Source organism: Micromonospora sp. DT47, from assembly GCF_049844475.1.
In the GTDB taxonomy this organism is placed as follows: domain Bacteria; phylum Actinomycetota; class Actinomycetes; order Mycobacteriales; family Micromonosporaceae; genus Micromonospora.
The window spans coordinates 341,520-353,957 of record NZ_JBNCLC010000002.1 but is presented as its reverse complement, the minus strand read 5'-3'; the positions used below and the strand labels follow the sequence as shown (position 1 = coordinate 353,957).

The window sequence follows — 12,438 nt, the reverse complement described above, 5'->3', positions numbered from 1 at the left end:
CCTGTTTCGTCACGCCTTCCATCCTGCCCCGCCGGTGTGACATCCGGTCGGGGCCGGGGCGCTGTTCTGTCCGGCTGCGGGCTCTTACGGGATGGAAGTGGCACTTGACGTGTTAAGTCTTACTTAACTGCTTGCATGTGGCGCGCAACATAAAGTAACTTCACCTGCAACGCAGCGTCGGGTGGAGGGGATCGGATGACCGTCGAGGAGCACGGCTTCGCGCCCGGCACCGACGTGCTCATCCGTAAGGTCGACAGTCACCTCGCCGCCGTCCGGGCCAGTCTGCGCGGCCCCGAGCTGGAGCTCGCCGAGCGGCTCGCCGGCTGCCTGCGCGAGCTGGTGGTCTCCACCGCGCAGGCCAGCGCCGCCGACCGGGGCCAGGTGCGGGCCGCGGTGCACTACTTCGTGCTCCGCCGGGAGAGCCGGGGCAACCTGCTCTCGGTCCGCTCACTCGCCGCCGCCCAGCGGGTGGTCAACAAGGTCGCCGTCCAGCTCGGCCGCCCGGACCTGCTGGTCGAGACCCGCCGGGACCGTCCGGCCCGCGGGCCCGCGGTCCCCGCCGGCGACGTCGCGCTCCGCTGACCCCGGCCACCGCCGCCTGCCCCGCCCCCGGCGATTTCCGGAAAACCGCCCGTCGGCGGCTGATCTGGCGTCTGATCGGTGCTGGCCGGGACATTCCGAACCGGCGCGCGCCGCCAGCTCGACGGGGGAGGACGCGTGCTCCTACTGCTGCTCCTCCACCTGGCGGCGGCGCTCGTCGCGCCGCTGCTGGTGCGGTGGTGGGGCCCGCGCGCCTGCTACCCGCTCGCACTGGTGCCGGCCGCCGCGGTCGGCTGGGCGCTGGCCCGTACCCCGGCGGTCCGCGACGGCGGCGCGGTCGTTGAGACGTACGGCTGGATCGGTCAGCTGGACCTCGACGTGGCGCTGCGGATGACGACGCTGTCCTGGCTGATGACCCTGCTGGTCGGCGGCGTCGGCGCGCTGGTGCTGGTCTACTGCGGCCGGTACTTCGACCGCGGCTCGATCGGCCTGGCCCGGTTCGTGGCGGTGCTGGTCGCCTTCGCCGGGGCGATGCTCGGCCTGGTCCTCGCCGACGACCTGCTGCTGCTCTACGTCTTCTGGGAACTCACCACGGTCTTCTCCTACCTGCTGATCGGGCACAGCACCGAGCGGCGGTCCAGCCGCTGGGCGGCCGCCCAGGCGCTGACCGTCACCACCATCGGTGGACTGGCCATGCTGGTCGGTTTCCTGATCCTCGGCGGGCATGCCGGCACCTACCGCTGGTCCGAGATCGCCGGCGGGCCGCTGCCGGGCGGCGGGACGCTGGTCGCCGCGGTGCTGCTGATCCTGACCGGCGCGCTGGCCAAGTCGGCGATCGTGCCGTTCAACTCCTGGCTGCCGGTGGCGATGGCCGCGCCCACCCCGGTCAGCGCCTACCTGCACGCGGCGGCGATGGTGAAGGCGGGCGTCTACCTGATCGGGCTGCTCGCCCCGGTGCTCGCCGACGCCGGGCCGTGGCGACCTGTCGTGCTCACCCTCGGCCTGGTCACGATGATCGCCGGGGGCTGGGCGGCGCTGCGGCAGTGCGACCTGAAGCTGCTGCTGGCGTACGGGACGGTGAGCCAGCTCGGCCTGCTCGCGGTGGTGATCGGGGTCGGTACCGCCGACGCCGCGCTGGCCGGGGTGGTGATGTTGCTCGCGCACGCCCTGTTCAAGGCGGCGCTCTTCCTGGTCGTCGGCATCATCGACCATGACGTCGGCACCCGCGACCTGCGGGAACTGTGCGGAGTGGGGCGGCGCGCGCCGGTGCTGGCCGGGGTCGCGACGCTCGCCGCGGCGTCCATGGCGGGCGTGCCGCCGCTGCTCGGCTTCGTGGCCAAGGAGGCGGTCTTCGCCGCGCTGGCCGAGCGGCCACTGGTCCTGGCCGGGCTGGTCGTCGGCACCGCGCTCACTGTCGCGTACAGCATCCGGTTCCTCTGGGGCGCCTTCGCCACCCGGCCCGGGATCACGCCGACCGACGTGGCGCCGGCCCCCGTACCGATGCTCCTGCCGCCGACCCTGCTCGCCCTCGGCGGCCTGGTCGCCGCCCCCGCCGCGGCCGGATTGGACGGCCTGCTGCGGCCGTACGCTGAGCTCTTCGGGCCGCCGCACGAGCAGCTGGCACTCTGGCACGGCCTCACGCCCGCCCTCGGCCTGTCGGCGCTCGCGCTGACGGCCGGCGGCGTGCTGCACGCGGTGCGCGGCCCGCTCGCCCCGACGCTGGCCCGGCTCCGCTCGCCGGTCGGCGGCAACCAGGGTTACGAATGGGCGACCCACGAGTTCGACCGGATCGCGATCGAGGTCACCGGCGCCACCCAGCGCGGCTCCCTCCCGCAGTACCTCGGCGCCGTCCTGCTGGTCCTGGTGCTGGTGCCCGGAAGCGTGCTGCTGACCACCCACCCCTGGCGGGCGCGGATCGCCCTCTGGGACACCCCGTTGCAACTGGTGGTCGGCCTGGTGATCACCGTGGCGGCGGTGTTCGCGGTCGCCGCCCGGCGGCGGCTGACCGCGATGCTGCTGGTCGGGGTGACCGGCTACGGCAGCGCCATGCTCTTCGTGCTGCACGGCGCGCCGGACCTGGCGTTGACCCAGTTCCTGGTGGAGACCGTGACCATCGTGGTCTTCGTGCTGGTGCTGCGCCGGCTCCCGGAACGCTTCTCGGCCCGCCCGCTGCGCCGCAGTCGGTGGGTGCGCCGGTTCATCGGCCTCGGCGTGGGGACCGTCCTCGCCGGCCTCGCCCTGGTCGCGGCCGGTTCCCGGACCGCCGCGCCGATCTCCACGGCCTTCGCGGACCTCGCGGTCGTCCAAGGGTACGGCCGCAACGTGGTCAACGTGACCCTGGTGGACATCCGGGCCTGGGACACGATGGGTGAGATCTCGGTGCTGGTGGTGGCCGCGACCGGGGTGGCCAGCCTGATCTTCGAGCGGTCCCGGACCGGCCCCCGGCCCCGGCGCGCCGAACCGTCTCCGCCGCACCGGGACGTCCGGACGGTCTGGCTGCGCGGCGGGGCGACCCTGCAGGAGCGGCGTCGGTCGATCGTCTTCGAGGTGGTCACCCGGCTGATCTTCCACACCGTCGTGCTCTTCTCCCTCTTCCTGCTCTTCTCCGGCCACAACGCCCCCGGCGGCGGGTTCTCCGGCGGCCTGGTGGCCAGCCTGGCGCTGGCCGTGCGCTACCTCGCCGGCGGCCGGTACGAGCTGGCCGAGTCCGCCCCGGTCGGCGCCGGCACGGTGCTCGGCACCGGGCTGGCCATCTCCGTCGGCTCCGGCGCGGTGGCCCTGCTGACCACCGGGACGGTGCTGGAGAGCACGAAGGTCGGCCTGCCGTTGCCCGGACTCGGCGGGCCGTACCTGGTGACGTCGCTCTTCTTCGACATCGGCGTCTACCTGATCGTGGTCGGGCTGGTGCTGGACATCCTGCGCAGTCTCGGCGCGGAGGTGGACCGGCACATCGAGGCGGCCGGCAAGTCCGAGCGGGGGCTGGTCGTCGACCGCGAGGGGGACCGGCGGTGACGGCGGACGGGGCAGGGCCGTCCGTGGTGCTGGTGCTCGCCATCGGCGTGCTCGCCGCCAGCGGGGTGACCCTGCTGCTGGAGCGGAGCCTCACCCGGATCCTGCTCGGCGTCATCCTGCTCGGCAACGGGGTGAACCTGCTCATCCTGCTCGGCGGCCGGTCGGGCAGCGCGCCGGTGGTGGGCACCGGAGCGGTCGAGGACTTCAGCGACCCGCTGCCGCAGGCGATGGTGCTCACCGCCATCGTGATCACCTTCGGGCTCACCGCGTTCCTGGCCGCCGTCGCGTACCGCAGCTGGTACCTCACGGGGGACGACGAGGTGCAGGACGACCTGGAGGACCGGCAGGTCATCCGGCTGGCCGAGCGGAACGAGGTGGCCAGCCGGGACCTCGGCGGGGAGGGCCCGAACGACGACCCGGAGCAGGTGGACCCGGGGCCGGCGCGTCGTCGGCTGCGCCGGCCGGGCGGTGAGCAGTGACGCAGCTCGTGCCGCTGCCGGTGGTGGTGCCGCTGCTCGGCGCCGCGCTGACCCTGATCCTGGCCAACTGGCCCCGGGCGCAGCGGACGGTCAGCGTGGTCTGCCTCGCCACCAACCTGGTCATGTCGGTGCTGCTGCTGGTCGAGGCGTACCGGCACGGGCCGGTGGTGGTGCAGGTGGGCGGCTGGCCGGCGCCGGTGGGGATCGTGCTGGTCGCCGACCAGCTGGCCGCGCTGATGCTGGTGGTCTCCTCGGCGGTGACGCTCTGCGTGCTGCTCTACTCCATCGGCCAGGGGCGGGCGGAGACCAGCGAGTCCGCCCCGGTGAGCATCTTCCACCCCACCTACCTGGTGCTGGCCGCGGGAATCACCAACGCCTTCCTGGCCGGGGACCTGTTCAACCTCTTCGTCGGCTTCGAGATCCTGCTCGCGGCGAGCTTCGTGCTGATCACCCTCGGCGGCACCGAGACGCGGATCCGCACCGGCTCGACGTACGTGGTGGTCAGCCTCCTCTCCTCGATGATCTTCCTGACCGCGGTGGGCCTGGTGTACGCGGCCACCGGCACCCTCAACCTGGCCCAGCTCGCCGCCCGGCTCGACGCGCTGCCCGACGGCGTACGGCTGGGGTTGCAGCTGATGCTGCTGCTCGCCTTCGGCATCAAGGCGGCGGTCTTCCCGGTCTCCGCCTGGCTGCCGGACAGCTACCCGACGGCGCCGGCCCCGGTGACCGCGGTCTTCGCCGGCCTGCTCACCAAGGTCGGCGTCTACGCGATCATCCGGACCGAGACGCTGCTCTTCCCCGGCGGGCAGGTCTCCGGCCTGCTGATGGTGGTGGCCGGGCTGACCATGCTGGTCGGCGTCCTCGGCGCGGTGGCCCAGTCGGACATGAAGCGGCTCTTCTCGTTCACCCTGGTCAGCCACATCGGCTACATGATCTTCGGAGTGGCGCTGAGCACCGCCGCCGGACTCTCCGGGGCGATCTTCTACGTGGTGCACCACATCACCATCCAGACCACGCTCTTCCTGGTCGCCGGGCTGGTCGAGGAGCGGGCCGGCAGCACCGACCTGCGCCGGCTCGGCGGGCTGGCCCGGGTCGCCCCGCTGCTGGCGGTGCTCTTCTTCGTCCCGGCGATGAACCTCGCCGGGGTCCCGCCCTTCTCCGGCTTCCTCGGCAAGCTCGGCCTGCTCCAGGCCGGGGTGGCCAGCGGCGGCGCGCTGCCCTGGGTGCTGGTCGCCGCCGGCACGGTGACCAGCCTGCTCACCCTCTACGCCGCCTCCCGGGTGTGGAACATCGCGTTCTGGCGGGCCCCCCGGCTGGCCACCACCGAGCCGCTGGTCCGGCTGCCCGCCCTGATGGTGGGCGCCACCGCCGCGCTGGTGGTGCTCGGCCTGGCGCTCACCCTCGCTGCCGGCCCGCTGTTTCGGGTCACCGCCGACGCGGCGGCCGACCTGCGCCAACGCACCCCGTACGTCCGGGCCGTCTTCCCGGACGGCGCGCCGTGAGCGGGCCGTCCCCGACGGGCCGGCACGGGCGCTGGCGGGACCAGCTGATCGCCCTCGGCTGGCTGGTCGTCGTCTGGAACCTGCTCTGGGGTGACTTCTCCTGGGGCAATCTGGTCGGCGGGGTGCTGGTGGGCTCGGCGGTGCTGCTCTTCTTCCCGCTGCCGCCGGTCTCCTTCGGTGGGCGACTGCGGCCCCGGGCGCTGCTGGTGCTGGCGGTCACCTTCGTCACCGAGCTGGTCAGCGCCAGCATCCACGTCGCCGCGATCGCGGTACGACCCGGCTACCGCCCGCGCGGCGCGATCATCGCGGTGCGGATGCGGATCCGCACCGACCTCAACCTGGCGCTCACCGCCGAACTGCTCTCCCTGGTCCCGGGCACCCTGATCATCGAGGTGGACCGGGACAACGGCGTGCTCTACGTGCACGTGCTCGACGTGCGCCGCCCTGAGGACCTGACCGACAGCCGGGAGCGGATCCTCGCCGTCGAGGAGCGGATCGTCCGGGCGGTCGGCTCCGCCGCCGAGCTGCGCCAACTCAGTCCATCCGTCGACCGGAGGTAGCCGTGACCATCGTCCTCACCGTCGTGCTGACCGTGCTGCTCTCGGTCGCCGCGCTGCTCGCCCTGGCCCGGATCTACCGCGGTCCGTCGCTGCTCGACCGGGTGATCGCCGCCGACCTGCTGCTCGCCACCATGCTCGGCGCGGTGGGGGCGGAGGCCGCGGTCACCCGGCACGCCACCACGTTGCCCGTGCTGGTGGTGCTCTCCCTGCTCGGCTTCGTCAGCTCGGTGGCGCTGGTCCGCTTCGCCGTCCGGGAGGAGTCGTGAGCGCGGGTACGGTCGCCGACTGGCTGGGGGCGGTCGCCCTGGTCGCCGGGGCCCTGCTCAGCCTCGCCGCCGGGATCGGGGTGCTGCGCTTCCCGGACGTGCTGGACCGGATGCACGCAGCCACCAAGCCGCAGGTCCTCGGGGTGCTGCTCCTGCTGCTCGGGCTGGCGCTGCGGCTGCGTAGCCCGGCCGACCTGGGCATGATCGCGCTGGTCGGGGTGTTCCAACTGGCCACGGCCCCGGTGGCCGCGCAGATGATCGGCCGGGCCGCGTACCGGTCCGGGCGGGTGGACCGGAGCCTGCTCGACACCGACGAGCTGGCCGAGGAGCGGCGATAGGGGACGAGCAGCGGCTTTGTCCCCACCTTCAGCGGACGTCCAGCGAGCACCGATAGAATTGCCGCATGATCGACTCCTCTGCCCAGGAGGGCAGCAGTAGCCAGCCGGGTTGTGCCCGGCATCCCTTCGGCCCGACGTCCCCGGGAGCCCTGAGCGACCCGTGTTGATCGTCGTAGGCCTTCTCCTCATCATCGTCCTCACCGCCGCCACCGGCTACTTCGTGGCCCAGGAGTTCGGCTACGTCGCCGTGGACCGCGGCAAGCTCAAGCAGCAGGCCGACGGCGGCGACCAGGCGGCCGCCCGGGCCCTGGAGGTCACCGGCCGGCTTTCCTTCATGCTCTCCGGTGCCCAGCTCGGCATCACCGTGACCGCCCTGCTGGTCGGTTACGTCGCCGAGCCGTACCTGGGCGCCGGGCTGGCCGAGCTGCTCGGCGGCGCCGGCGTCTCCACCGCGGTCAGCCTGCCGCTCTCGGTCGTACTGGCCCTGGTCATCGCCACCGTCGTGCAGATGGTCCTCGGCGAGCTCGCGCCGAAGAACCTGGCCATCGCCCGCGCCGAACCCATCGCCCGGGCGCTGAGCCGCTCCACCCTGATCTACCTCAAGCTCGCCGGCCCGCTGATCACCCTCTTCGACCGGTCCGCCGTGAAGCTGCTGCGCCGAATCGGCATCGAGCCGATCGAGGAGCTGCCCAGCGGCGCCACCCCGGCGGACCTGGAACAGATCATCGCCGAGTCCCGCGAGGAGGGAAGCCTCGACGCCGAGATGTCCGACCTGCTCGACCGGGGGCTCGACTTCCGGGAGTTGACCGCCGGCGAGGCCATGGTGCCCCGGGTCGACGTGCACACCATACGGGCGCACGACCCGGTGAGCCGGGTCGTCGAGCTGCTCGACACCGGCCACTCCCGCTTCCCGGTGCGCGGCGCCGAGGGCGTCGACGACCTGGTCGGCGTGATCGGCATCGCCGACGTGCTCGGCGTACCCCCGGCGGAGCGCGCCACCACCCCGGTCAGCGCGGTGGCCGTACCCCCGTTGCTGGTGCCGGAGACGCTGCCGCTGCCGACGGTGCTGGACCGGCTGCGGTCCGGGCACCGGCAGCTGGCCTGCGTGGTCGACGAGTACGGCGGCTTCGCCGGCGTGATCACGCTGGAGGACATCGCCGAGGAACTGGTCGGGCCGATCCGTGACGAGGACGACCCGCCGGAGCGGGCCGCGGCCCGGCAGGAGGACGGCTCCTGGGTGGTGCCGGCCCGCTGGCGGATCGACGAGGTGGCCGACAGCACCGGCATCGAACTGCCCGAGGCCCCCGAGTACGACACCCTCTCCGGGCTGGTCATGCGGGAGCTGGGCCGGGTGCCCGAGGTCGGCGACCGGCTGGAGATCAGCCTGTCGGCCGACGGCGAGGAGGCGGACGAGCGGCCGAAGGCCCTGGTCGAGGTGCTCGCCGTGGACCGGCACGTCGCCGACTCGGTACGGCTGCGGATGGCCGGCACGGGTGGCGGGGAGGAGGCCGCATGAGTCCGCTCGTCGCGCTGTTGGTCTCGGTGCTCCTGCTCGCGCTCAACGGCTTCTTCGTCGCCGCCGAGTTCGCCCTGTTGGCGTCCAAGCGCTACCGCCTGGAGCAGGCGGCGGCCGGCGGCGGCCGGGCCGCGCGGGCGGCGCTGGACGGCGTACGGGAACTCTCCCTGATGCTGGCCGGCGCGCAGCTCGGCATCACCCTGTGCACCCTGGGCCTCGGTGCGCTCGCCGAGCCGGCGATCGAGCACCTGCTCAGCCCCCTGCTGCACGCGGTGGGGCTGCCCGACGCGGCCAGCCACGCGATCGCGCTGGTCTTCGCCCTCGGGTTGGTGACCTTCCTGCACCTGGTGGTCGGCGAGATGGCCCCGAAGTCGTGGGCGATCACCGACGCCGAGCGCTCGGCGATGCTGCTGGCCCTGCCGTTCCGGGCCTTCGCCCGGGTCGCCCGGCCAGTGCTGTCGGCGCTGAACGCGCTGGCGACCGTCATGCTGCGGCTGGTCGGGGTGCAGCAGCAGGACCAGCTCGCCCAGGTGCACGGCCCGGACGAGCTGCGGATCCTGCTCGAGCAGTCCCGCGAGCACGGCCTGCTCGGCGCGGAGCAGCACGAGCTGCTGACCAGCATGCTGGAGCTGCAGGGCACCACGGTGGCCGACGTGATGGAGCCGTTCGACCGGATCGTCACGGTCCGCCGGGACGACACCGCCGAGCGGATCGAGCAGGTCAGCCGGGACAGCGGCCGGTCCCGGCTGGCCGTGGTCGACGCAGGCGGTGAGGTCTGCGGCCTGGTGCACGTCCGCGAGGCGGTCCGTGCCGTCACCACCGGACGACCGGCGACCGCCGGCGAGCTGATGACCCGGTCGTTCACCCTGCCGGGGACCGCTTCGGTCACCGAGGCGGTGGCCGCGATGCGCGCCGACCAGTCCCAGCTGGCGTTGGTCCGCAACGGCGGCGGTCCGACCCGGCCGATCGGTTTCGTGGCGCTCGAGGACCTCCTCGAGGAGGTCATCGGCGAGTTCGACGACGAGACCGACCCGGTGCCGCGCGGGCGGCGCTTGCGCTGACCGCCCCGCCCTGATCGGCCGGCCGCCGGGTCCCCGTGACCCGGCGGCCGGCCGCGTTCCGCCCCGCCCCGCCGCCCCGCGGGCCGTGGGTCGGCTCGTCGGCTCGTCGGCTCCGGATCGGCGATGTGGCGGTGTCGAACGTCGCCGGATGCGGCCACATCCGCGAAACGGAGTGGATCAACCCGGCCTGCCGGGGGGAGGACTGTCCGGGCGGTGGCCGGGAAAGTGCGTCCCGTCGGCGCCGAGGGGGATGGGAGCGGCGGATGCGGCTGACCGGGGTGTCCCGGGAGTCCGGCTGGACCGGGTTGTCGGTGAGCACCACCCTGACCAACCCGAGCACCCGCCCGGGACTGCGCCTGCCGGGCCGGGTGACGCTCACCGCCGGTCCGGACGACGTACCGGTCCGGCACGTCCGGCTCGGGCTGGTCGCCACCGCCGAAGCGGATGACCCGGGCGCGCCCCGCCGCCTGGTGCAGTACCACCAGGTGCCGATCGGTGGCCGGTTCGTCGTACCGGCCGGCCGGCGGCGGGCGATCGACTTCGCCCTGCCGCTGCCCTGGGAGACACCGGTGACGATCTTCGGCGGGGCGCCGCTGATGAGCCTGCGTACCGGGCTGCGGACCGAGGTCTCGGTCGACCCGGACCTGGACCAGGGGGCGATGGTGCCGGTCTTCGTCCATCCGCTCCCCACCCAGCAGCACATCCTGGCCGCGCTGGACACCCTTGGCTTCCTGATGCGGCAGGCGGGCCTGGCGCAGGGCCGGCTGCCCGGCGTCGAGCAGGCCCTGCCGCTGCACCAGCGGCTCGGCTACTGGGTGGCGCCGCTCTACGCCGGCCCGATCACCGAGCTGGAGGTGATCTTCGTGGCCAACTCGGCCGGCCTGGAGGTGCTCCTCTGGCTGGACCATCGGCTCTCGCTGACCGGGATCAGCCACCAGAGCATCAGCCGGTTCCGGATCTGGCACGCCGGCGCCGACCAGCGGGACTGGGTCGCCCTCGTGGACGGCTGGCTGCGGGTGGCGATCAACCGGCACGCGACCGCCGCCTCGAACGCCCACTGGTCGGCCCGGGTCACCGAGTCCGCGCACGTCAGCCGCCATCCCGACGAGCCCGTCGCGCCCGGCTACGGGCTGGGCGGCACCGCCGGCAGCGGAGGCATCGGCGGCGGGGGCGGCGACGGCACCTGACCGCCCGCCGCGCCGCCGGCCTGGGGACGGGTCAGACCGAGGCGGTGGCGAGCTTGAGGCTGAAGCCGAGGAAGAGCACCGCGACGCCGGTGGTGGCGCCGGCGGCCAGCCGTCGCCGGCGGCGGAACTGGGCGGCCAGGAAGGTGCCGGCGAAGATCAGCGCGGTCAGGTAGAGCGCGCTGGTGATCTGGGCGATCAGCCCGAGCAGCAGGAACGACAGCGCCGGCCAGGCGTAGCCCGGGTCGACGAACTGGATGAAGAACGAGATGAAGAAGAGGATCGCCTTGGGGTTCAGCAGGCTGATCACCAGCGCCTTGCGGAACGGGCTGCGCATCGCCGCCGGCTCCGCGGCGTCGATCAGCCGCGGCGCCTCCGGGTCGTTGCGGTCGCGCCAGCGCCGCCAGGCGCCACGCAGCATCGTCACCCCGACGTACCCGAGGTACGCCGCGCCGGCGTACTTGATCACCAGGAAGAGCGGCGGGTACGCCTCGAGCAGCGACGCCACCCCGGCGGCGGAGAGCAGCATCAGCACCCCGTCGCCGACGAACACCCCGCCGGCGGCCCGGTAGCCCGCGCCCACGCCGCGCTTGGCGGCGGTGGAGAGCACGAAGAGCGAATTGGGCCCGGGCAGCAGGATGATCGCCACGGTGCCCAGCACGTACGTCCAGATGTCGGTGATGCCCAGCACGCCCGCCATCCTCACCCCACCGGTGCCGTACGGCGAAGTCTTTCCCGCAGTCTGGCCTGTGCGTTCGGCCACTCATCGACGGTCATCGCGTACTGCACGGTGTCCCGCCAGGAGCCGTCGGCGCGTTGCCGGTGCATCCGCAGCACGCCCTCGCGGGTGGCGCCGAGCCGCGCGATCGCCTCCTGCGAGCGGGTGTTGCGGATGTCGGTGTGCCAGACCACCCGGACCGCGCCGAGTTCGTCGAACGCCCGGCCGAGCAGGAGGAGTTTCGCCTCGGTGTTGATCCCGCTGCGCCACCACGGGCGGCCGAGCCAGGTGTGCCCGATGGCGACCGCGCGCCGATCGGGGTCGATCTCGTAGAACGAGGTGGCGCCGACCACGGCGCCGGTCCGGGCGCAGCGCTGCACCCAGGGCACCCGTTGGCCCCGGTGGTGGGCGGCCAGGGCGGTGGCGACGATCGCCGACATGCCGGCCGGGTCGGTCGGCAGCGCGTCGCCCAGGTGCGCCCAGACCGCCGGCTCGGCGGTGGCGGTGAACAGTTCGTCGGCGTGCGCGAGGTCGAGCGGCTCCAGCAGCACGTGGTCGCCGCGCAGGGTCACCGGCTCCCGCCACGGCGAACCGGTCGGCCGCAGGTACGCCGGCACCGGCGCGGTCACCCCGGCGTCCGGCTCGGGCGGCCCGGCGGTGAGCCGCAGCGGCACCACCCCCGCCCAGTACGGCAGGTCGAGGTCGGCCGGCTCGTCGCGGACCCCGCCGGTGCGGGAGCGCACCGACACCTCGCGCAGCGGCAGCGCCAGCACGGCGGTCTCGGCCAGCTCCCGGCGGCTCGGCGGCCGGCTGTCCGCGCTGCGGCCGGCGCCGACCTTCTCCACCAGGGCGGTGAGCACGGCGGCCTTCTCGGCGTCGTCGGTGACCAGGTGCGCGGTGCCGTGGGCGACCACCGAGCGGTAGTTGGCGCTGTGGTCGAACTGGGAGCGGCTGTAGATCAGCCCGTCGAGCAGGGTGACGGTGACGCAGACGGGCAGGCCGGCGTCGCCCCGCGCGGTGAGCAGCGGCCGGCTGCCGGTGGAGCCGTGCAGGTAGAGGGTGTCGTCGACGCGGACGTGCAGGGTGGGCAGCAGCCGCGGCTCACCGTCCACGGTGAACCCGAGCACGCAGTGGTAGGCCTCGTCGAGCACCGCGTGCGCGGCGGTCCGGTCGTAGCTCATCCGCTCCCGGGAGCGGGTGGCGGTGGTCCGTGCGGTCGGGGGGTACATGCGACATCCCGCCTTTGTTCTAGTACAATCCCG

Annotated in this window: 12 protein-coding genes; 10 read left to right on the top strand and 2 right to left on the bottom strand. The window is 73.6% G+C overall.

The features are described from left to right. The first annotated feature begins 195 nt into the window (after positions 1-195). The 10 genes from ACLQ2U_RS04265 (at position 196) to ACLQ2U_RS04220 (ending at position 10,461) form a co-directional block, all read left to right on the top strand. A complete protein-coding gene (locus tag ACLQ2U_RS04265; RefSeq protein WP_425749194.1) occupies positions 196-582 on the top strand; it encodes a hypothetical protein in 387 nt (128 codons plus the stop codon). 135 nt (positions 583-717) lie between these two features. After that, on the top strand, positions 718-3,552 hold the full coding sequence (locus ACLQ2U_RS04260) for a Na+/H+ antiporter subunit A (RefSeq protein ID WP_425749193.1): 2,835 nt from the start codon (positions 718-720) through the stop codon (positions 3,550-3,552). Further along, positions 3,549-4,031 carry a Na(+)/H(+) antiporter subunit C gene (locus tag ACLQ2U_RS04255; RefSeq protein ID WP_425749192.1) on the top strand — a complete coding sequence of 161 codons (483 nt, stop codon included), beginning with the start codon at positions 3,549-3,551 and terminating at the stop codon, positions 4,029-4,031. The genes ACLQ2U_RS04260 and ACLQ2U_RS04255 overlap by 4 nt, the downstream gene beginning before the upstream one ends. Continuing rightward, positions 4,028-5,533 (top strand): Na+/H+ antiporter subunit D, encoded by a 1,506-nt coding sequence (locus tag ACLQ2U_RS04250; RefSeq protein ID WP_425749191.1) that lies wholly within the window; start codon positions 4,028-4,030, stop codon positions 5,531-5,533. The genes ACLQ2U_RS04255 and ACLQ2U_RS04250 overlap by 4 nt, the downstream gene beginning before the upstream one ends. Continuing rightward, entirely contained in the window at positions 5,530-6,093 is a 564-nt protein-coding gene (locus tag ACLQ2U_RS04245; RefSeq protein ID WP_425749190.1) for a Na+/H+ antiporter subunit E, read from the top strand. Before ACLQ2U_RS04250 ends, ACLQ2U_RS04245 begins: the two co-directional genes overlap by 4 nt. A gap of 2 nt (positions 6,094-6,095) precedes the next feature. Then, the gene (locus ACLQ2U_RS04240) at positions 6,096-6,359 is read left to right on the top strand and encodes a monovalent cation/H+ antiporter complex subunit F (protein WP_425749189.1); all 264 of its coding nucleotides are present in this window, start codon (positions 6,096-6,098) and stop codon (positions 6,357-6,359) included. Then, complete coding sequence (gene mnhG, locus ACLQ2U_RS04235; protein ID WP_425749188.1) at positions 6,356-6,697, top strand: monovalent cation/H(+) antiporter subunit G; 342 nt, start codon at positions 6,356-6,358, stop codon at positions 6,695-6,697. The genes ACLQ2U_RS04240 and mnhG overlap by 4 nt, the downstream gene beginning before the upstream one ends. A gap of 160 nt (positions 6,698-6,857) precedes the next feature. After that, positions 6,858-8,213 (top strand): hemolysin family protein, encoded by a 1,356-nt coding sequence (locus ACLQ2U_RS04230; protein ID WP_425749187.1) that lies wholly within the window; start codon positions 6,858-6,860, stop codon positions 8,211-8,213. Next, positions 8,210-9,274: a hemolysin family protein gene (locus tag ACLQ2U_RS04225; RefSeq protein WP_425749186.1), complete on the top strand. Its 1,065-nt coding sequence runs from the start codon at positions 8,210-8,212 to the stop codon at positions 9,272-9,274. The genes ACLQ2U_RS04230 and ACLQ2U_RS04225 overlap by 4 nt, the downstream gene beginning before the upstream one ends. Positions 9,275-9,537: 263 nt before the next feature. Further along, entirely contained in the window at positions 9,538-10,461 is a 924-nt protein-coding gene (locus ACLQ2U_RS04220; protein WP_425749185.1) for a sporulation protein, read from the top strand. 31 nt (positions 10,462-10,492) lie between these two features. Here the strand turns inward: ACLQ2U_RS04220 and leuE are convergent, their stop codons facing one another. Both leuE and ACLQ2U_RS04210 read right to left on the bottom strand, forming a co-directional pair. Further along, positions 10,493-11,158, bottom strand: a complete 666-nt coding sequence (gene leuE / locus ACLQ2U_RS04215) for a leucine efflux protein LeuE (RefSeq protein ID WP_425749184.1) — start codon at positions 11,156-11,158, stop codon at positions 10,493-10,495. A 2-nt stretch (positions 11,159-11,160) separates the two neighbouring features. Beyond that, positions 11,161-12,405 (bottom strand): bifunctional pyridoxamine 5'-phosphate oxidase family protein/GNAT family N-acetyltransferase, encoded by a 1,245-nt coding sequence (locus tag ACLQ2U_RS04210; RefSeq protein WP_425749183.1) that lies wholly within the window; start codon positions 12,403-12,405, stop codon positions 11,161-11,163. Positions 12,406-12,438 lie beyond the last annotated feature (33 nt).

What these genes read in the sequence shown, in the direction of transcription:
- ACLQ2U_RS04220 (WP_425749185.1), top strand. Translation starts at nt 9,538, where the DNA reads ATGCGGCTGACCGGGGTGTCCCGGGAGTCCGGCTGGACCGGGTTGTCG.
- ACLQ2U_RS04265 (WP_425749194.1), top strand. Translation starts at nt 196, where the DNA reads ATGACCGTCGAGGAGCACGGCTTCGCGCCCGGCACCGACGTGCTCATC.
- leuE (WP_425749184.1), bottom strand. Translation starts at nt 11,158, where the DNA reads ATGGCGGGCGTGCTGGGCATCACCGACATCTGGACGTACGTGCTGGGC.
- ACLQ2U_RS04225 (WP_425749186.1), top strand. Translation starts at nt 8,210, where the DNA reads ATGAGTCCGCTCGTCGCGCTGTTGGTCTCGGTGCTCCTGCTCGCGCTC.
- ACLQ2U_RS04210 (WP_425749183.1), bottom strand. Translation starts at nt 12,405, where the DNA reads ATGTACCCCCCGACCGCACGGACCACCGCCACCCGCTCCCGGGAGCGG.